This is a genomic window from Neorhizobium lilium (assembly GCF_004053875.1).
Lineage (GTDB): Bacteria > Pseudomonadota > Alphaproteobacteria > Rhizobiales > Rhizobiaceae > Neorhizobium > Neorhizobium lilii.
Map to the genome: position 1 here is coordinate 143,576 of NZ_SBIP01000006.1, position 18,607 is coordinate 162,182.

Annotated in this window: 19 protein-coding genes and 1 pseudogene; 9 read left to right on the forward strand and 11 right to left on the reverse strand. The window is 60.4% G+C overall.

Going from position 1 to position 18,607, the window contains the following annotated elements:
- The first annotated feature begins 163 nt into the window (after positions 1-163).
- From EPK99_RS22995 to EPK99_RS23010, 4 genes are all read left to right on the forward strand, one after another.
- Positions 164-1,348, forward strand: coding sequence for an MFS transporter (locus EPK99_RS22995; RefSeq protein ID WP_245582541.1), 1,185 nt, complete (start codon positions 164-166; stop codon positions 1,346-1,348).
- Positions 1,345-1,767, forward strand: a complete 423-nt coding sequence (locus EPK99_RS23000) for an NUDIX hydrolase (RefSeq protein WP_128445438.1) — start codon at positions 1,345-1,347, stop codon at positions 1,765-1,767. Before EPK99_RS22995 ends, EPK99_RS23000 begins: the two co-directional genes overlap by 4 nt.
- Positions 1,768-1,938: 171 nt before the next feature.
- A complete protein-coding gene (locus EPK99_RS23005; RefSeq protein WP_128445439.1) occupies positions 1,939-2,394 on the forward strand; it encodes an Lrp/AsnC family transcriptional regulator in 456 nt (151 codons plus the stop codon).
- Complete coding sequence (locus EPK99_RS23010; protein ID WP_128445440.1) at positions 2,394-3,020, forward strand: LysE family translocator; 627 nt, start codon at positions 2,394-2,396, stop codon at positions 3,018-3,020. Before EPK99_RS23005 ends, EPK99_RS23010 begins: the two co-directional genes overlap by 1 nt.
- Positions 3,021-3,136: 116 nt before the next feature.
- Here the strand turns inward: EPK99_RS23010 and EPK99_RS23020 are convergent, their stop codons facing one another.
- Complete coding sequence (locus EPK99_RS23020; RefSeq protein ID WP_164901856.1) at positions 3,137-4,189, reverse strand: NAD(P)/FAD-dependent oxidoreductase; 1,053 nt, start codon at positions 4,187-4,189, stop codon at positions 3,137-3,139.
- 685 nt (positions 4,190-4,874) lie between these two features.
- Positions 4,875-5,751 (reverse strand): annotated as a pseudogene (locus EPK99_RS23025) (quinone oxidoreductase family protein).
- 91 nt (positions 5,752-5,842) lie between these two features.
- Between EPK99_RS23025 and EPK99_RS23030 the strand changes: the two are divergent.
- Both EPK99_RS23030 and EPK99_RS25955 read left to right on the forward strand, forming a co-directional pair.
- On the forward strand, positions 5,843-6,499 hold the full coding sequence (locus EPK99_RS23030; protein WP_281033491.1) for a LysR family transcriptional regulator: 657 nt from the start codon (positions 5,843-5,845) through the stop codon (positions 6,497-6,499).
- Positions 6,500-6,516: 17 nt separating this feature from the next.
- On the forward strand, positions 6,517-6,690 hold the full coding sequence (locus EPK99_RS25955; RefSeq protein ID WP_342633756.1) for a hypothetical protein: 174 nt from the start codon (positions 6,517-6,519) through the stop codon (positions 6,688-6,690).
- Between the two features lie 40 nt (positions 6,691-6,730).
- On the opposite strand, the gene EPK99_RS23035 is transcribed toward EPK99_RS25955, so the two are convergent.
- Complete coding sequence (locus tag EPK99_RS23035; RefSeq protein ID WP_164901857.1) at positions 6,731-7,198, reverse strand: helix-turn-helix transcriptional regulator; 468 nt, start codon at positions 7,196-7,198, stop codon at positions 6,731-6,733.
- 111 nt (positions 7,199-7,309) lie between these two features.
- Between EPK99_RS23035 and EPK99_RS23040 the strand changes: the two genes are divergently transcribed.
- Positions 7,310-8,067 (forward strand): IS5 family transposase gene (locus EPK99_RS23040; protein WP_425374235.1). Its coding sequence is split into 2 segments (ribosomal slippage): positions 7,310-7,654 and positions 7,657-8,067, totalling 756 coding nucleotides; the frame shifts between segments, so codons are not numbered across the junction.
- Here EPK99_RS23040 and EPK99_RS23045 read toward each other — a convergent pair.
- The 8 genes from EPK99_RS23045 to EPK99_RS23075 form a co-directional block, all read right to left on the reverse strand.
- Positions 8,051-8,653 (reverse strand): glutathione S-transferase family protein, encoded by a 603-nt coding sequence (locus EPK99_RS23045; protein ID WP_128445444.1) that lies wholly within the window; start codon positions 8,651-8,653, stop codon positions 8,051-8,053. The genes EPK99_RS23040 and EPK99_RS23045 overlap by 17 nt on opposite strands.
- Positions 8,571-9,764, reverse strand: a complete 1,194-nt coding sequence (locus EPK99_RS23050; RefSeq protein WP_128445445.1) for an MFS transporter — start codon at positions 9,762-9,764, stop codon at positions 8,571-8,573. Before EPK99_RS23050 ends, EPK99_RS23045 begins: the two co-directional genes overlap by 83 nt.
- A gap of 53 nt (positions 9,765-9,817) precedes the next feature.
- Positions 9,818-9,940: a thioredoxin domain-containing protein gene (locus EPK99_RS25960; RefSeq protein WP_281033492.1), complete on the reverse strand. Its 123-nt coding sequence runs from the start codon at positions 9,938-9,940 to the stop codon at positions 9,818-9,820.
- A 22-nt stretch (positions 9,941-9,962) separates the two neighbouring features.
- The gene (locus EPK99_RS23055) at positions 9,963-10,901 is read right to left on the reverse strand and encodes an ABC transporter ATP-binding protein (protein WP_128445446.1); all 939 of its coding nucleotides are present in this window, start codon (positions 10,899-10,901) and stop codon (positions 9,963-9,965) included.
- Positions 10,888-11,886: an ABC transporter ATP-binding protein gene (locus EPK99_RS23060; RefSeq protein ID WP_128445447.1), complete on the reverse strand. Its 999-nt coding sequence runs from the start codon at positions 11,884-11,886 to the stop codon at positions 10,888-10,890. The genes EPK99_RS23055 and EPK99_RS23060 overlap by 14 nt, the downstream gene beginning before the upstream one ends.
- Positions 11,883-12,794 (reverse strand): ABC transporter permease, encoded by a 912-nt coding sequence (locus EPK99_RS23065; protein WP_128445448.1) that lies wholly within the window; start codon positions 12,792-12,794, stop codon positions 11,883-11,885. The genes EPK99_RS23060 and EPK99_RS23065 overlap by 4 nt, the downstream gene beginning before the upstream one ends.
- A gap of 14 nt (positions 12,795-12,808) precedes the next feature.
- Positions 12,809-13,792, reverse strand: coding sequence for an ABC transporter permease (locus EPK99_RS23070; RefSeq protein WP_128445449.1), 984 nt, complete (start codon positions 13,790-13,792; stop codon positions 12,809-12,811).
- A 73-nt stretch (positions 13,793-13,865) separates the two neighbouring features.
- Entirely contained in the window at positions 13,866-14,480 is a 615-nt protein-coding gene (locus EPK99_RS23075) for a 2-hydroxychromene-2-carboxylate isomerase (protein WP_128445450.1), read from the reverse strand.
- A 284-nt stretch (positions 14,481-14,764) separates the two neighbouring features.
- On the opposite strand from EPK99_RS23075, the gene EPK99_RS23080 reads away from it, so the two are divergent.
- Together EPK99_RS23080 and EPK99_RS23085 are read left to right on the forward strand one after the other, a co-directional pair.
- Positions 14,765-16,882 carry a hydantoinase/oxoprolinase family protein gene (locus EPK99_RS23080; RefSeq protein ID WP_128445451.1) on the forward strand — a complete coding sequence of 706 codons (2,118 nt, stop codon included), beginning with the start codon at positions 14,765-14,767 and terminating at the stop codon, positions 16,880-16,882.
- 38 nt (positions 16,883-16,920) lie between these two features.
- The gene (locus EPK99_RS23085; RefSeq protein ID WP_128445452.1) at positions 16,921-18,597 is read left to right on the forward strand and encodes a hydantoinase B/oxoprolinase family protein; all 1,677 of its coding nucleotides are present in this window, start codon (positions 16,921-16,923) and stop codon (positions 18,595-18,597) included.
- Positions 18,598-18,607: the final 10 nt, after the last annotated feature.

Genomic DNA, 18,607 nt, shown 5'->3' on the forward strand with positions numbered 1-18,607 from the left:
TGATACCCGCGGCAAGAATTCCAGTATCGATTGGAATGCTTTTAAAAGCAGAAGTGGCACTTTTTCTAATGAATGTCTGTGATATCTTGGGTTAGATAGCCCGGAGTAAAATTAGAAAATCATGTACCCAGCTCTCTGGCATCTTTCTGAAAGGAAAGAGCATTTGACTGACGATCAGGCTAGCTCTCGTTTCCAGACATGGCTGTCGATCGCGGTGCTCGGCATTGCTGCGTTCACGATGGTGACGACCGAATTCGCTCCGATCGGACTGATGACGCAAATGGCTGTCGATCTCGGTGAAGCCCCGGCTAAGATCGGGCTGACCGTCACCCTCTACGCCTGGTTCGGAGCCCTCAGCGGTCTCCTGGCCCCAACACTCGTCGGACGCGTCCCGCGCAAAGCTCTCCTGATCGGGCTGATGCTGCTCATCGCTGCGTCGAACGCGATCGCGCTCCTTTCGCCGTCCCTGGAGGCGCTGTTCTTTGCCCGCTTCGTGGGGTCTGTGGCACACGGCATCTTCTGGGCAACAGTCGCTGCTTTCGCGATGGACATCGCTCCACCCCGCCAAACGGGCTTGGCGACCTCCATCGTCTTCGGCGGCATTTCTATCGCCACGGTCATGGGTGTGCCGGCCGTCAACATTGTGGGGCAGGCAATGGGATGGCGCGGGGCATTCGGCGCGCTTTCGCTGCTCGGTCTGCTGACGGCTTTTGCAATGATGGTGACGCTTCCGAACATGGCGACATCGGTGCGCGGCCGCAAAGCGACGCTCGCCGATGCCCTCGGTCAGCGCTCGCTTTGGTCCATCTACGCTATCACGGCACTGATCGGGGCGGTTCACTTCTCAGCCTACACCTTCGCCGAGCCGTTCATCGCCGCGCTTCCCGGTGTCGTGCCGGCGGGAGTGCCGGTCTTCCTCTTCGCCTTCGGGGCGGCGGGGCTCCTGGGCAGCGTTCTTGGCGCGCTGCTGATAGATCGCTTCCTGCATGAGGTCATCTTGTGTGCGCTCGCGGCCATGGGAATGGCCCTGATCTTCATGGGAACGTCGACCTCGGTCCTCGGACTTGTCGGCGTCGGCGCATGCCTCGTGGTGTGGGGCGCGGCGATCTCGATCCTTTTCGCTACCCTCCAGACCTGGGTTCTCAAGGCCTCGGGTCCCCTTTCGACGCCAGCGGCAGCCGTTCACACGGCCGTTCTGAACGCGGCGATCGGCATCGGTGCCATGACGGGATCAATCATGCTCGACCGATGGGGACCCTTCACTGTCATGCTCGGGGCCGGTATCGGCGCGATGCTTCCTCTGGGGCTTGCCCTTATGCAGAAAGGACCGAGGAAACAGCGGATATGACAACGCTCCCCTCCGATACCGCGCCGGTCATCTGTATCGCGGCGGCGTTGATCCTAGACGCACAAGGCCGGACCCTCCTCGTCCGCAAACGCGGTTCCTCATTCTTCATGCAGGCGGGAGGCAAGATCGAGCCGGGAGAAGCGCCCCTCGCGGCTTTGGCGCGGGAATTGCAGGAAGAGCTTGGCGTTCATCTCCCCTCCGAAGTCTCCTATCTCGGCCGTTTCCTCGCGGAAGCCGCGAACGAAGACGGGCATTGGGTGGACGCCGAACTTTACAGCTTCCGGCTTGACCGGAACGTCTCTCCCGCTGCCGAAATCGAGGAAGTCATCTGGGCTACCGAGGAAATGCTGCCAACGATCCAGCTTGCGCCCCTGACACGTGACGAGGTCATTCCGCTCTTCTGTTGCCTGCGGCAATAAACCAAATGCCTTTCGACTTGTGCCCTTTGCGGAAGAGACGGCGGGCTGATGACGTTTCGCTAACGACTGAATATGCGGCGAGATGGAGTTGCAACCGCAAATTTGCCGCCCGCTTTCCACAAAAGCACAAAATTTGTTGATTTAATCGCAATATGCGCACACAATGCGGTCATGGATATAATCGACCGCAAAATCATCAGCCTTTTGGCGCAGGACGCCAGGCGATCGCTCTCCGATATCGGTGGCGCGGTTGAACTGTCCGCGTCCGCCGTCAACGAACGTATCCGTCGTCTGACGACAAGCGGCGCGATCCGCCGCACAACCGTCGATGCCGATCCACAGGCGCTGGATCTGCCGATCCTTGCCTTTGTCTGGATCGCGCTCGCCCCGGGAGCCGACGAAGCCGCATTTCGCAGCTACGCGGCGGCACACCCTTCTATTGCTGAGTGCCACCATGTCACCGGCCCATGGTCTTACCTGATGAAAATTCATGTTGGCTCGCTTGCCGGAATCGAGGCCTTTCTGGCGGACATGAAGGAGCACGGTTTCCTGGTCCGTTCCGAAACCATCATCGCCCTGTCCTCGGTCGTGGATGGCCCCTTTATCCTGAAGGAGGGAATGGTCTGATGGACGTTCTGCTGTTCGGCAAAAGCCTGCTTCTTGGTCTGGTGGTTGCCGCCCCGTTAGGGCCGATCGGCGCATTGTGCATCAACCGCACGCTCGAACGCGGCTTTTGGGCCGGCGTTGCCGGAGGGCTTGGAACGGCGCTGGCGGATGCGATCTACGCAAGCTTCGCGGCGATCGGGTTTTCAGCCTTCGCGGCGAGGCTGTCGATGATTGACGCACCGCTCAAGCTTATCGGCGGCCTGTTCATGCTTTGGCTCGGCTGGAAAAGCATGAGGCCGAAACCTCCGCGCGCTGTGGCACAGGTTGGTGCGAGAGACCTCCTTGGGACGATCGCGACGACGTTCCTTCTCACGATCACCAATCCGATGACCATTCTCGCCTTTGCGGCGATGTTCGCCGGTCTCGGGCTGGCTGACGCACCGGGAGCGATCAATGCCACGATCGTCGTAGCCGGCGTGTTTCTGGGGTCGCTGTTGTGGTGGTTCCTGTTGAGTGGCAGCGTTACTTTTGCGCGGCGGCGGTTGCCGGAGGGATTTGCCCTGTGGGTGTCGAGGCTGTCCGGGGTGATCCTTATCGGTTTCGGTCTCTATGCGCTTGGATCGGCGCTACTCATCGCAGTTCGATAGGCCGTCACGAAAATCTCGCTGGCCGTGCTCGCAAGCTGCTCCGGACAGCCGGGGGTGTAATGTTAGGGGCCGGCGTTGTGGTTGTAGCATCGCGCTAAGTCGCGCAACTCCCACCTTCAACGAGCGTGCTCAGTCCCCAAGACCTCATCCGCAGCCAATCGTCCAAGTTGCGGGGCGAGGATGACGCCTGGATGGGCCACGATCGCGTAAAGGCCCTCGACGTTCGGTAAAAATCGACGCACCGGCGCTCCGTCATCTGTCATGGGTCGGTACGCGGCATTGACGGACAGCAGCGTTGGCCGCGCAGAGAGAGCGAACATCCGAGCGATCGTCGTAGCGGTCCGATCGGCAAGCGCCGCAAGTCCGGCTTGGCCATCGTCAGGGTAATCCTCCGCCGAAACCAGTTCGTCGGCGAGGCCCGAACGAAGCTCCACTCCTTCGCCATAGACGAGATGGCGCAGAACGCCGGCCCCGCCCGCAAAGCGCATGAGCACAGCCGGCTCCTCACGCAGGGGCAGTGCGATCCCGAAAGGTGCGGCGAGGAAAACGGCCGCACTGGCGTTCGCCAGCACCACGAAATCGGCGGCAACAACTCCTTTCGTCGTCCGTACGCCAGCGACACGTCCTCCCCGCGTTTCAACGCCGTCGACGCTTGTTCCGCAGACGATTTCGCTTCCCGCTTCGCTGGCGGCATCCAGCAGTTGGTGAGTCAAGTCGCGCGGCTCAATGGCGAAATCGTCTGGCGCCCAAGCGGCGAGAGCCGGCAGTGTGGCAAGCCGTGGCTCCATCGATGCCAAGTCAGCCCTGCTCAACGTTTCCATGCGGACACCAGACGCCTTCTGCTCGGCAATAAGGGCGACGGTCTCCTCGTCCGAGCCCAACCAGACGAGAGAGCCGCGAGCCGTGATCGGCAAAGATCCGAGCTCGCGTTCGAGGCGCTTGAACTCTACAGCCGCTTGCACTTTGGAGGCAAAGTTTGCGGGATCGTCCGAGGGTAGGCTGCTGCTCGTGCCGACCCAGCCATACGACCAACGAGTGACGCCACCGGCAGGAGAAGAACCCTTCTCAAGAACCGTCACGCGCGCGCCTTTCCGCGCTAGATGCCAAGCGACCGACGCTCCGATGACACCGGCCCCGACCACCACGACCCGTGGTGCAGCTTGATCCATCAAGCCATTCTCCTCAAAATGCAGGTTCTTCCAAATTTGATATCCGCTGCCACGCGCGAACATCGGTAAGGGTAAAATCTGACGATCGCTTTCCTCTTACTCGATTGTTTTTAGAAAAGCTCAAGGCAGTTCGCTAATAGCAGATTACTGCTGACATGCTCGGTCGTCGCGTGGCCTCGATCTCCTTCTTCTTTTGGCTACATTTGGGCGCTTGTAGTGCGTAAGACCGAGGGCGTGTCACTCGCGGCTCGCGGCGTAGTCCTGTCGCAAAAATCATTCGCGAAATTCTAACTTTTGCGCCTGACTTTTGCGATAGAATTTCCCGTGAAAAATCAGCGCCGCCGATTTTGTCGCGAAAGTTAGAATTCCAGCGACAATATCAACGTGAGCTTATCCTTCAGGCTGGCGCTTCCACACCAGCCAGCTGAGCGCGACGACCCCGGCCATTTCGAACCGCGCTGTCGCCAATGGGATTGGGCGCATTCCTCTGAGAGAAAATGCGATGACCAGGAAGGCGGCCGACCAGGACAGGACGGATAAGGCGACCGCAGCATATGCCCCCCCACTGAACCGGATTGAGGCCGTTCTGTCATCGTTTATGAAGGAAGCCGTTCATCATCCTTGTCCTTTTTGTCTCAAAGAGAAGCCAGCAGGAACGCATTGGCTTCCGAACATGCGTACGATCTTATGGAACGAGCACAAGGCTTCCGGTCGTCTCTCCGTGTTCCAGATCGCTTTGCGCTTGGGCTGCTTCTGACAATGGATATTCTCTACCTGGGTCGGGCCAGTGATAGCGAACGGATAGGGCCGAGTTCTTCAACGGACACGGGCGGGATCGGCCCAGCCACTTGCCCTATCGAGGCGACAAGGCCAAAGCGCCTGATGCAGCCAAGCGTCTTGCGCAGCATCTCACCCCCGATACCGTCGATTGCGAAATCGACACCTTTGCCTTTTGTCAGCAGACCGATTTCGGACACGACATCTGCTTCACGACCGACGATGACATGATCCACGCCATTTGCGCGCGCGATATCGGCTTTGTCGGATGAGCCTGTTGTGCCAATGACAATACCTCCCAGGGACTTCGCCCATCGTGTCAGGATAGTGCCAAGACCACCTGCAGCCGCATGAATGAGCAAGGTTGTTCCGCTTCCGACCGGATATGTCCGGGTCAGAAGCATGTGCGCGGTCAGTCCCCGTAAAAAAGAAGGGGCGGCTATCCTTGTGCTGATGTCATCGGGCAATTTGATTGCGCGCCAAGCGGGCAAGAGGCGTGTTGCCGCGTATGCGCCGGGTATGCCGGTATAAGCAACGCGGTCGCCCACATGGATCTCGTCGACCTGCGGGCCGATCGCCTCGACGACACCGGCACCTTCTACCCCAAGAACAGCCGGTAGCGGCAAGGGGTAAAGGCCGATACGCTGGTAGATGTCGATGAAGTTTACGCCGATTGCCTCATGGCGGATGCGAAGTTCGCCCGGTCCCGGCACTTGCGGTGGGCAAGCGGAAACTCGGAGCTTATCGACATCGCCTGTAGCAACCAGTTCTATCTTTTTGTCCATGCCTTCGCCTCCGTTTAAAGCGAATTGTGTCATCTGGCAAACTGATAGAAAATCCCCTATTATCTAACCGTCAATGTGAAGAATTTAACCGATGAACTGGGATGATCTCCGCCACTTCAGTGCCTTGGCTTCGGCCGGTTCCCTCTCCGCCGCAGCACGGATGCTGGCGGTCGAACACGCAACCGTTGCCCGACGCATCGCTCCGCTGGAAGAATTTCTGGGTATCGCACTTGTCGATCGGCGCGGTCGGCGCTGGACCTTGACGGTAGAGGGTGAGCGGATTGCCGCCATCGCGGGCAAGATGGAAGCTGAAGCACGCGCTGTCCAAAGAGCCGCCGATGGTGCCCGTTCCGAATTATCCGGAACTGCCACGATCAGCGCTCCGCCCGCCCTGGCTGTTCAACGTCTCACCGCCCCATTGGTCGAACTGCAAAATCGCCATCCACACCTGATAATCAGGATCATCGGCGAAGCCCGCATTTCTTCTCTCGATCGAGGGGAAGCGGACATCGCTATCCGCTTGAGCCGCCCGGAAGATGGCGATCTGACAATCACCAAGCTGGGAAAGATCGTTTTCCGGCTCTACGCCAGTCGCGACTATCTGGCTGCAACCACCGAAGACAACTGGCGTTTCGTTGGCTATGACGGGGCATTGGCGCGCGCTCCGCAACAGGCAGCGATCGAGGATTCGCGGCCGGTCGAGCGTTCTCATTTTACGCCAGCAGTCTGGAGATACAGCAGGCAGTAGTTCGCGCTGGCGCAGGCATTGCCGCGCTGCCGGATTTTATGGGCATGTCTGACGCGAAACTGGTCCCGGCCCGCCCAGGCATTCCGCTCATGTCCCGAGACATCTGGCTTGTGGTGCATTACGATCTCAAACGCTCAGCCCCCGTGAAAGTCGTTTCACAACGAGTGCGTGAGATATTCAGAACAGCGTGAAAGAATTTGGTTATGGGAAGAGTTCAGAATTTTCGTGAAGTCAGGAATTTTGCGAACGCTTCGCCATCCACTCTGCCATCATAGGTCCGCTATCGGCGGCATACCGATCTTCCAGCACTTCAGACTGCACAATGCGGTCTGCCCGGAAATGACGGTAATCTTCGCGAAGCTCGCACCAGGCGGCAATCAAGGTTACATCGACATAGTAAATCGTGGCGATAGGCCAGATCGTGCGCCGTGATCGACGCCCTTGCTCGTCGATGTAAGTGATGGTGATTTTGCGACACGACCGAATTGCATTCCGGACGTCGAGCAGTTCGATCCCTTCGGGTCGCACGGCATCTCCCTCCGAGACATAGAAACGGGGTGATGCGAGATAGGAACGCAGTTCCTTCGGGACGATATGCTGAAGCTTGCTCAGAACACTTTCGGCTGCCTCCTGCAATTTCGGATCGCGGATGCGATGAACGAGATTTGCTCCGACCGTGATGGCTTCGATTTCCTCCATTGTGAACATCAGGGGCGGGAGATCAAACCCCTTTCTTAGGGTCCGGACCCAATAATTGGTTTCCTTGCACATTTCGACGTGATTCAATCGCCTGAGCAAGGAGGCGATTTCATGTCTGATTTCTTTTGGTTTTCCGATGCGCAGTGGGAGCGAATAGAGCCGCTTTTACCGACAGATGTGCGAGGCAAGCCGCGCGTTGATGACCGCCGGGTCTTGAGCGGGATTGTCCATGCGCTGCGCTGTGGTGGCCGCTGGGCGGATTGCGCAGATGTCTATGGACCGAAGAAGACACTCTACAACCGCTTTGTCCGGTGGTCCGAACGCGGCATCTGGGAGGACATCTTCAGTGCGCTGGCAGGGGCCGATGATGCACCGGACCGGCTGTTCATCGACAGCAGTTGCATCAAGGTCCACCACCGCTGTGCAGGTGGAGGAAAAGGGGGGCCTTGGCTCATGGTATCGGCCGCACCAAAGGTGGACGGAATACCAAGCTCCATGCAGTCTGCGACACCAAAGGCCGCCCTCACGTCCTGCTCCTGACGCCTGGAAACGTCCACGATTGCAAGGTTGCAAGGCTCTGTATCGAAGCTCTGCCACCCGCCGCCGAACTCGTCGCCGACAAAGGTTATGACAGCCAGGCTCTGCGCGAGTGGCTCAACGAGCGTGGTACCCAGGCCGTCATCCCGCCGCGCAAGAACCGCAAAATCCAGTACGAATACGACAAGGCCACCTACAAGCAGCGCAACGTCATCGAGCGTATGTTCTGTCGCCTTAAGGACTGGCGTCGCATCGCAACTCGCTTCGACCGCAACATCAGAAACTTCATGGGCGCAATCGCACTCGCAGCTACCGTCATCTGGTGGTTGTGAGTCCGGACCCTAGATCTCCAATCGATAGTTGATCCCCGGCCAGAAAACTGTGCATTCCCAGCGCGGCGTCGATAATGGCGCATGGCTCTATCAGCTCCGCGATTGCCGCCTCGCGCTCGGCGCCTTCTGCAGATCGCATAAGCGTGAGAACTTTCAGAAAGAAAGTCAGGCTTCCCCAGTCCATCCACCGGTCAGAACGCGCGCGTTCACCGGCATTACTTGACCACAGTTTTCCGTCGCCATAGCGCGCGGCCAGATAGCGGAAGATCGCGTTGGATTCCCAGAGGACATCGTCGCCATCCACAAGCACCGGGATCAGGCCGTTCGGATTCATCGCCAGATAGGCTGGCTCGCGGTTTTGTCCGAACGGTCCTGCGACATCGGTGCGCTGGTGCTCCAGACCAAGTTCGCCGAGGGCCCACATGACCTTGGCAACATTCGAGGAGTTAGGCGACCGTATACGGTGATCATGCTTTACTTCCTTCCTGATGATGATTGACTGACTAAGCGCGGTGGGGCCGGCCCGCGAGACGAAGGCTGAACAGGTTGAGCATGGCAGCAGCAAACACGACCGGGAGCACCACATAATTGACGGCGTCCCAGCCAGCCGACGACAGTAGCGCGCCGGAGGATACCGAGCCGCATGCCACCACGGCAAACATCAAAAAGTCGTGCAGACCCTGAACTTTTGGACCTTCGTTCGGCGCGTGGCAGGTGGCCAGCATCGTCGTGGCGCCGAAGAAGGCGAAGTTCCAGCCGATGCCGAGCAGGCAGAGCGCTATCCAGAAATTGGCAAGCGCTATCCCGCCGAGGCCAGCGACGGCACCGGCAGCCATGATTGTCAGCCCAAAAATCATCACCGGCTGATGGCCGAACCGCTGGATCAACTTGCCGGTGACGAAGCTTGGCGCGAACATCCCCAGCACATGCCACTGAATGCCGAGCGCGGCCTCGGTCGGCGAGAAGCCGCAATAGACCATCGCCACCGGGCCTGCGGTCATCATGAAATTCATCATCGAATAGGCCGAGATCGACGTCGCCAGGGCAATGCGGAATCGCGGCGTCCGGGCGATCACACGGAGCGGGCGTCCCGTATCGCCACCGCGTTGCACGGGCGGCGGCAATCTCAGTCCCGAGAGCACCGGCAGGGCGACCAGGGCCATCATCGCCTGGGCGAGAAAGGCGCCGGCATAGGGAACCCCGGGTATCGCATCGCGGAACAGGATCGTCAGCTGAGGCCCGAGAACCGCAGCGCACAGCCCACCGACCAGCACCCACTGCAATGCGCCGGCGCGCTTTTCGGGCGTGGTGCCCTCCATCGCGGCGAAACGATAGCTCTGAACGCCGCTGGCATAGATTCCGGCGATCAAGGTGCCGAGACAAAACATCAGAAATTGGCTGGTCCAGATGCCGAAGGCGGCGACCAGACCGGAGGTCATGCCCGCCAGCGTGCCGACCATATAGGCCGGCCGCCGGCCGTAGCGGTTAAGCAGGGCCACCAGCGGGATCGTCCCCAGCGCCACGCCGACCGTGTAGGTCGACACCGCCAGCGTCGTCAAGGCGGGGGTCGGCGCCATCTGCTGGCCGACCAGACCACCGAGCGAGACAATCACCGGTGGGCTGGCCGCGCCAAGGGTCTGGGCGGCAAACAGCACGACGACATTGCGCCGTTCCGGCGATGCCATGGAGGCGACCATGCGAGAAATCCGATCTAGCTGTTCTGTGAGATTTTCAGTCATTCAGCAGTGAACTACTCGCCCTTGCCGATGTCCCCCCGCTTGACGACTGGGGAGGCGCCAGTGCTTCCAAGCGGGATGGCGATCTTCAGCCCGTCCTGGGTCGGCCAGAAATAGAGCTCGACAGGGTGTTGCACGGTGCCGTCTTTCTAAAATGGGTTATGCGTAGTGGCAGGCCGCGCCATGACCGGAATCGACCGAGCGCAGGACCGGCTCCTCCGTGGCGCAACGGTTTTGGGCCATCGGACAGCGCTGGTAGAACCGGCATCCGGCGCTCGCGGCGGCCGCACTTTGCCGCTCGCCCAAGATCGGCGCGTCGTGCTTCCGGCTGCCAGGCCGCGGAATGGGAACGGCCGCCAGCAGAGCGCGGGTATACGGGTGCCGCGGATCGCGCCACAGCGTCTCATGGTCGGCAGTCTCGACGACGCGACCGAGATACATCACGATCACCCGGTCGGCGAAATAGCGCACCACCGAAAGATCATGGGAAATGAACAGATAGGACAGCGAAAATTCCGCCTTCAGATCGGTCAGCAGATTGAGAATCTGGCTCTGGATCGACAGGTCGAGCGCCGAAACAGGCTCGTCGCAGATCAGCAGATCAGGCCGCAGGATCAGCGCGCGGGCAATGCCGATGCGCTGGCGCTGGCCGCCGGAAAACTCATGCGGAAAGCGGGTCAGCGACGTCTGCGGCAATCCCACCTTGTCGATGATATATTCAATCCGCTTCTGCCGCTCGGCCTTGTCGGCAATGCCGTGGGCGCGCATCGGCGTATCGAGCAGCTTGCCGATCGACTGGCGCGGGTTGAGCGAGCCGAAGGGATCCTGAAACACCATCTGCATACGCCGGCGCTTGCTCATCATCGCCTGGTGTCCGAGGCCGGTGATGTCCTCGCCATCAAGCCTGATGGTGCCACCAGCTGTTTCGATCAGGCGGAGGATGGATTTCCCGAGCGTGGACTTGCCGCAGCCGGATTCGCCGACAACGCCGATCGTCTCGCCTTTTTCGACGGTAAAGGAGACGCCGTCGACTGCATTGAAACTGCGGCCTTTCGGGCCATAGCTGACCTTCAGGTCCTCGACGCTAAGCAAACTCATGAATGCGCTCCTCCTGGTTCTGGGCGCGGCAGCAGGTGGCGAGCCAGCCCTTTTCAACGGCTTCCAGCTTCGGCTGGCCGCCGTGACAGGGCGCAATCACATGCCTGCAGCGTGGCGCAAACGAGCATCCGGTGGCCTGCGCCGCCGAGGCGACGGAGCCCTTGATCTCGCTGAGGCGGTGGTTGGTGTAATGCCAGGCCCCCTCGCCGTTGCTGACCGAGGAATTCAGCAGTCCCATCGAATAGGGATGCTGAGGCGCCGAGAAGAATTTCTGGACAGGTGCGGTCTCGACGATCCGGCCGGCGTACATGACCGCCACCCGATCCGCCCATTGCGCGACGACACCCAGGTCGTGGGTGATCAGCAGCACTGCCATTGACAACTCGCGGCGCAGCTTGTCGAGCAGGTCCATGACCTGCGCCTGAATGGTCACGTCCAGCGCCGTGGTCGGCTCGTCGGCAATCAGCAGCGCCGGATTGCAAGCGACCGCCATGGCGATCATCACCCGCTGGCGCATGCCGCCGGAGAAGTTGTGCGGATACTGATCATAGCGCTTGTGCGGTTCGGTGATGCCGACCAGATCGAACAGTTCAAGCACGCGGGCCTTGGCAGCAGCTCTCGACAGATTCTGATGCTGACGGATGATCTCGGCAACCTGCACTCCGACAGTCAACACCGGGTTGAGCGAGGTCATCGGCTCCTGCAGGATCAGCGAAATTCCGTTTCCACGGATGCGCCGCAGTTCGCGCGGCGAGATGGTGGCGAGATCGGTGCCGTCAAAAATCACCTGGCCGTTCTGGATGCGGGCGCCGGGCGGCAGCAGCCGCATGATGGCAAAGGCGGTCAGCGACTTGCCGCAGCCGGACTCGCCGACCAGCGCCATCATCTCGCCCTTGTGGATTTCGAACGAAACACCGTGGACGGCTCTGGCGGCGGGAAATCCGATTGCCAGATCGAGAACTTCGAGAACAGGAACTGTCTTCATCGGTTGCTCTCCGAACGGGGATTGAGGATGTCGTTCAAGCCGTCGCCGACCAGATTGAGCGAAAGCACCGTGAGCGTGATCGCCGCCCCCGGCAGAGCCGTGACGAACCATTCGGTCCGCAGCAGCGAGCGGCCATCGGCAATCATCGATCCCCAACTGACGAGGTTTGGGTCGCCCATCCCCAGGAAGGACAGGCCGGCTTCCGTCAGGATCGCGTTGGCGGCCAGTACCGAGGTGGTAACGACGATCGGCGGCAATGCGTTCGGCAGGATCTCGCCGAAAATGATGCGGGTGGTGCTGTAGCCGAGGCTGCGCGCCGCCAGCACGAAATCGTTGCTGCGCAGCGTGCGGAACTCCGCTCGCACAAGACGCGCGACGGTCGGCCAGGTGGCGACCCCGATCGCCCCGGCGATGATCGGTAGCGATGGCCCGGAGATGGCGACAAGCACGATCACCAGCAGGAAGGTCGGCACGGTCTGGAACAGCTCGGTTATGCGCACCAGGATATCGTCGGCAATGCCACCGAAATAGCCGCCGATGGCGCCGACGAGAATGCCGATCAATAGACCGACGCTCGCGGCAGAGACGCCAACGAGAAGCGACGCCTGCGCCCCATGCGCCAGGCCGCTGGCCAGGTCGGTACCGAGCGATCCGCTTCCCAGAGGATACTCGTTGTCGGTCAATGGCCAGGACAGCGGCAGAGTGACCATGTCACGCGGATCGCCGGGATACAGCACGCCGGCGCAGATCGCAATCAGCGCCACCGCCAGGAGAATGCTTGCGCCGATCAGGAACGGCAGGTTGTGGCGTACCGCGCGCCAGGCGCGCGAGCCGGTCTTTTTCTTGCGCGCAGGCGCTACACCTGGGGCAGCGGCGGTGGCGGACGGACGTGGGCTATGAGCGTTCATCAAAATTTCCCCGCCTAGCGCAGCTCGATCCGCGGATCGAGCCAGGATTGCAGAATGTCGACGATGACATTGGCCAGAATGACGAGCAGCGACGACAACAGCAGGATGCCGAGCAGGACTGCAAAGTCGCGATTGATGACGCTGTCGAGTGCAAGACTGCCCATGCCCGGCCAGCCGAACACGGTCTCGATCACCATGGCGCCGCCCAGCATGTTGCCGAGATGCATGCCGGCCACCGTCGTCACCGGGATCAGCGCGTTACGAAGCGCATGGCGGAACTGCATGACGATCGGATGCAGCCCCTTGGCTGCCGCCGTGCGCATGAAATCCTGCTGCTGCACTTCCAGCATCGCCGAACGCGTCAGCCGCGCATAGATGGCGGCATAAAACAGAGACAGGGCCAATGCGGGCATCACCAGATAGCGCAGCCGGTCGATAAAATAGGCCCAGCCTTGATAGTTCGCGCCGATCGAGGCGCTGCCGTTGCTGGGCAGCCATCCGAGCTTGACCGAAAACAATACGATGGCCATCAGGCCGAGCCAGAAGCCCGGCATGGCATAGACGAAGATCAGCACCACCGAGATCAGCCGATCCGGCCATTTTCCAGCAAAGGCCGACATGATCCAGCCGAGCAGCACGCCGGTGACCAGCGCAAAGCCGAGCGCGGTCAGCACCAGCATCAGCGTATCCGGCAGCCGGCCGAGGATCAGCGTGGTGACCGGTGCGCCCAATCGCGCGGATTTTCCAAGGTCGAGATGGATCAGATTGTTCAGGTAGACGAGAACCTGATCGAACAGTCCGAGATTGAGGCCAAGCCGCTCGCGCAGGGCCGCCATGGATTCGGCCGTTGCCGATCCGGCCTCCATCGCGATGGTATCGGCGACATCGCCCGGCAACATTTTCAGCAGCAGGAAATTCAGGACGACGATCCCGAGCATGGTCGGCACCGCCTGCGGCAGTGTTTTACTCAAGACCTTTACGACACGTCCAGCGGCCATTGCCGGTCTCCCTCACAATCATCGTGTGGAACGGTCGCCGGGTGGCGGCGACGCCACCCGGCAGCGTCGAAGACTACTCGGCCGCCTGAACAGACGGGACCATTTCGCCGGAGAGATGCATTTTCAAAAAGGGGAGGCTGTCCTGGCCCCAATAGGGCTCGCCATCAAACACATAGGTCGGGCTTCCAAAAATCCCTTGATCGCGGGCGCGATCCAGATTCTGCTGCCACTTGGCCTGGACATCGGCATCCTGCTCGCGTGCCAGCAGGGCGGCGCCGTCAAAACCGGCGGAATCAGCGATTGCCTTGCGAACCTCGGCATTGCCGATGTCGTCGGCATGGCCCCACCAGCGCTCCTGCATCACGCCGACCAGCTTGATCCAATCCAGACCGTCCAGTTCGGCGGCGATGATCATGAAGGATGCGGGCACCCAGTCGGATGTCGGGCGATTGTCGAGCAGGATTGTCTTGCCGAGATGGCGCGCCCAGCGCAGCATCTCCTTCTGCCAGTAGGCCCGGCGGATGGCCGGGCGGTCCTTCGAGGCGATCGCGCCATTTTCTGCAATGATCGTGATCGGAAACGGGCGAACATCAAGCCCGTATTCGGCAACCAATGCCTGGAACCGCTCCAGGCCGAGATAGGCCCATGGCGAGCTGATGGAAAAATAATAGTCGACGACATTGCGCATCACTAAACTCCAAAGTTCTCATCAACAATTGAATAGATTCATTCTTGTGTCAACGACATTGCTGAATTTTATTATTTGTCTTTCAAAACGCGTGGTTGATGGCGCTAATGTAATCATTTAGGCCCGTATTTTCGGCATCTAATGTGTTTAAAGGCTATTTAATCGGCATGAATTTATCTGCTTGCAATTTGTTCCTTTTGGTAGAACTATAAATGAAAGCGTTCATTATTTTTATCTGAATGAACAGCTTCATACGCTTCCCAGAGCACTCGGCAAGGAATTTAATGATGGCAAAACAAGGCATCCGGTTGTCCGCTGACGTTGGCGGCACCTTTACCGATTTGGTGCTGGAACAGGGCAAGACCCGTTGGACATCCAAGGTTCTGACCACGCCCTCGCGACCGGAGGAAGGGGTTTTGACAGGAATCACGAAAATCCTCGGTCTAGCCGGCAAGACCATCGGCGAGATCAACACCTTCGTTCATGGCACGACGCTCGCGACCAACGCGATCATCGAACGGCGGGGCGCCAAGACCGCGCTGATCACCACGGACGGCTTTCGTGACGTCGTCGAAATCGGCACGGAGAGCCGCTATGACCAGTATGAACTGGCCCTGGTTCGGCCGAAGCCCCTGGTCGAGCGGCCGTTCCGCTTTACCGTGCGCGAGCGCATGGACGCACGCGGCATCGAACTTCTGCCGCTGTCGGAGGAAGATGTTTCGGCGGTCGCAGCAGAGATCAAGGATGCCGGTATTGAAAGCGTCGGCGTCAGCTTCCTGCATGCCTATGTCAATCCGGCCCATGAAGTGCGCGTTGGCGCCCTGCTGGCTGAGCTGCTTCCCGACGTCACCGTCTCGCTTAGCCACGAGGTTTCACCGGAAATCCGCGAATATGAGCGGACCTCGACAACGCTTGCCAATGCTTATGTGCAGCCGCTAATCAGCGGCTACCTGAAGCGGCTGGATGACGCCTTGCGTGATCTCGGCTTTACCGGCTTTCTCTGCTTGATGACCTCGGGCGGCGGTTTGTCCTCGGTCGAGTCAGCACGCCGTTTCCCCGTCCGCCTGGTCGAATCCGGTCCGGCTGGCGGCTCGATTTTTGCAGCCCAGATTGCCGCCCTCCTCAACGAACCGAAGGTGCTGGCCTTCGACATGGGCGGCACGACGGCCAAGGTCAGCCTGATCCACGATTTCCAGTCGGAAACCGTGCGCAGTTTTGAAGTCGATCGCGCCGCGCGCTTCCTGAAAGGCAGCGGCCTGCCCTTGCGCATTCCCGTGATCGAGATGGTGGAAATCGGGGCCGGCGGTGGCTCGATCGCCGGCCTAGACCTATTGAAGCGGGTCACGGTTGGTCCAGAAAGTGCGTCTTCGGTTCCGGGCCCGGCCTGTTATGGTCGCGGCGGCACTGAAGCGACAGTGACGGACGCGGATCTGGTGCTCGGATTGATCGACCCGGACGCCTTTGCCGGCGGCACCATCCAGCTCGACGTCAGCAAATCCAAGGCCGCGTTTGAAAAGACCGTCGGCGACCAGTTGTCGCTTGATGCAGAAATGTCTGCCTATGCGGTCTACGAAATGGTCTGCGAAAACATGGCAAGCGCCGCTCGCGTGCATGCGGTCGAACGCGGTGCCGTGACCAGCCAGCACACAGTCATCGCTTTCGGAGGCGCTGCCCCCCTGCATGTGGCGCGGGTGGCCGACAAGATCGGCGCCAACCGCGTGGTCGTCCCCCCGAATGCCGGCGTCGGCTCGGCGGTCGGCTTCCTGGCCGCACCGATCTCCTACGAGGTGGTCCGCTCCGGCTATCAGCGGCTCGACAGTTTTGACCCAGAGGCCGCCAACAGCCTGCTCGACGACATCGCCGCCGAAATCCGCGGCTGGGTCGAGACGGCCGCTAATGGCGCGCCGCTTGTGCAGAAACGCGTCGCCTATATGCGTTACATGGGCCAGGGCCACGAAATCGCGGTCGAGCTGCCCAATGCCTTCCTGACCGCCAATGCGGCCAACGATTTCCGTGATCAGTTCGAGGCGGCCTATAAGATCCTGTTCAAGCGGGTGATCCCAAACGCTGCGATCGAAGTGATGGCGTGGTCGGTTTCGATATCAACCATCCCGACGCTGCCAGACGCGATCGACCCGGTCGAACTGACGGATGCACCGGCGGCCACGGCTTCGAAGCGCTTCTTCGACGGCCGCGCCGGGGTGGCGATCGAGATCCCGCTCTATAGACGCCATGAGCTGAAACCTGGACAGCGTTTTTCCGGTCCGGCAATCGTCAGCGAGGCCGAAACATCGACCTTCGTCAGCGATGCTTTCGACGCCTGGATCGACGCGGCCGGCGCCATCGTCATGCAGCGCAAGCAGCGTCAGATCCTCAGCCAAACGGTCGAACAGGCCGCTTGACGACGCCCACCCCTCTCATCTTCGCAGGAACCGATCTTATGAGCCGAGAAAAACTGTCCCTCATCGACAAGCAGGTACTTTGGAACCGTCTGATAGCGGTGGTCGAAGAACAGGCCCAGACCCTGCAGCGCACCGCCTTTTCGACCATCGTGCGTGAATCGGGTGATCTGGCCGCTGGCGTGTTCGACACCCGGGGCCGGATGATTGCCCAGGCAGTAACCGGCACGCCAGGCCATATCAATACAATGGCCCTCAATGTTGGCCACGTGCTTGCAGCCCACCCCGCTGAGACGATGCTCGACGGCGACGTCTATATTACCAACGATCCCTGGCTCGGCACCGGCCATACTAACGACTTCTGCATCACCACCCCAGTGTTCCGCAACGGCGCGATGGTCGGCCTGTTCGCCTGCAATTGCCATCTAATGGATATCGGCGGCGTGCTCGGACCGAATGCCTCGACAGACCTCTACATGGAAGGCCTGATCATCCCGATCCTCAAGCTGGTTGAGGCGGGCGTGGTCAACGAAACGCTGATGGCGATGATCCGGACGAACACGCGCCTGCCGGTCGACACCGAAGGCGACGTCTACGCTATGATCTCCTGCAATGATGTCGGCTATGCCGGCCTCAACATGATGATGGATGAATACCAGCTCGACAGCATCGAAGAGCTGTCCGATCATGTGATCGACACGTCGCGCGAAGCGGTGCTGGCCAATATCCGGGCTATGCCCTTCGGCACCTGGCATTCGGAAATGTGGATCGATGGCTACGACGAGCCGCTGTTGCTGAAATGCGGCGTTACCATATCCAACGACGGTATCAATGTCGACTTTACCGGCTCGTCGCCGATGGTCCGTAACAATATCAATGTGCCGATCTGCTATACGCTCGCCTATACCTCATTCGGCGTCGGCTGCATCGTCGCCAAGGGCATTCCCAACAATGCCGGCTCGCTGGAGCCGATCACGGTCAGTTCGCCGGAAGGCACGATCATGCATGCGCAGAAGCCGGCCGCCGTCGTCTCGCGACACATCGTCGGCATCAGCCTGCCGGATCTCGTTTTTGGCGCGCTGCGCCAGGCCGTCCCTGAACGCGTGCCGGCCGAAGGCGCGGGCTGCCTGTGGGGGGTCAACGCCGCCGGCCCCCGCACCAGCCCGACCAAATACGGTGACGAGTTCCGCGTTGGCGTTGTTACCACCGGCGGCATGGGCGCCCTGCCATTTCGCGACGGGCTGTCGGCCACCGGCTATCCGAGCGGCGTGCGCGGCGGTCCGATCGAAATTTTCGAATCGATGTCGACGCTGGTCGTCTGGCGCAAGCAGTATCGCCAGGACAGCGGTGGCGCTGGCAAATATCGTGGTGGCCTTGGGCAGGAAATCGAAGTCGGCAACTCCATTCCTGAGCCATTCACCTATTTCGCCTCGTATGAGCGCACCAAGGTGGCAGCCCGCGGCGCTGCCGGCGGCCTTGACGGTGAAAAAGGTTCATTGACGCTCAGCACAGGCGAAAAACTCCCCGGCAAGGGCAACTATACGATACCGGTTGGCACCCGGATTTTCGTCCATTCGCCGGGCGCCGGCGGTCACGGCAATCCATTAGAACGCGACCGAGATGCGGTAGAGCGCGATCTGGAACTTGGTCTGATCTCGGCAGAAGCTGCCGAAAAACTGTACGGCCACAAGGCTTTTCCATCGATGGCAGCTGAATGACGCCCTCGGT

Bases quoted from the DNA above. Each gene is read 5' to 3' on its own strand.
- EPK99_RS23085 (WP_128445452.1), top strand. From the start codon at position 16,921: ATGAGCCGAGAAAAACTGTCCCTCATCGACAAGCAGGTACTTTGGAAC.
- EPK99_RS23050 (WP_128445445.1), bottom strand. From the start codon at position 9,764: ATGGTCGCCTCCATGGCATCGCCGGAACGGCGCAATGTCGTCGTGCTG.
- EPK99_RS23080 (WP_128445451.1), top strand. From the start codon at position 14,765: ATGATGGCAAAACAAGGCATCCGGTTGTCCGCTGACGTTGGCGGCACC.
- EPK99_RS23010 (WP_128445440.1), top strand. From the start codon at position 2,394: ATGGACGTTCTGCTGTTCGGCAAAAGCCTGCTTCTTGGTCTGGTGGTT.
- EPK99_RS23070 (WP_128445449.1), bottom strand. From the start codon at position 13,792: ATGGCCGCTGGACGTGTCGTAAAGGTCTTGAGTAAAACACTGCCGCAG.
- EPK99_RS23000 (WP_128445438.1), top strand. From the start codon at position 1,345: ATGACAACGCTCCCCTCCGATACCGCGCCGGTCATCTGTATCGCGGCG.
- EPK99_RS23005 (WP_128445439.1), top strand. From the start codon at position 1,939: ATGGATATAATCGACCGCAAAATCATCAGCCTTTTGGCGCAGGACGCC.
- EPK99_RS23030 (WP_281033491.1), top strand. From the start codon at position 5,843: ATGAACTGGGATGATCTCCGCCACTTCAGTGCCTTGGCTTCGGCCGGT.
- EPK99_RS23045 (WP_128445444.1), bottom strand. From the start codon at position 8,653: ATGTGGTGCTCCCGGTCGTGTTTGCTGCTGCCATGCTCAACCTGTTCA.
- EPK99_RS23035 (WP_164901857.1), bottom strand. From the start codon at position 7,198: ATGGAGGAAATCGAAGCCATCACGGTCGGAGCAAATCTCGTTCATCGC.
- EPK99_RS23075 (WP_128445450.1), bottom strand. From the start codon at position 14,480: ATGCGCAATGTCGTCGACTATTATTTTTCCATCAGCTCGCCATGGGCC.
- EPK99_RS23020 (WP_164901856.1), bottom strand. From the start codon at position 4,189: ATGGATCAAGCTGCACCACGGGTCGTGGTGGTCGGGGCCGGTGTCATC.
- EPK99_RS23060 (WP_128445447.1), bottom strand. From the start codon at position 11,886: ATGAAGACAGTTCCTGTTCTCGAAGTTCTCGATCTGGCAATCGGATTT.
- EPK99_RS23065 (WP_128445448.1), bottom strand. From the start codon at position 12,794: ATGAACGCTCATAGCCCACGTCCGTCCGCCACCGCCGCTGCCCCAGGT.
- EPK99_RS23055 (WP_128445446.1), bottom strand. From the start codon at position 10,901: ATGAGTTTGCTTAGCGTCGAGGACCTGAAGGTCAGCTATGGCCCGAAA.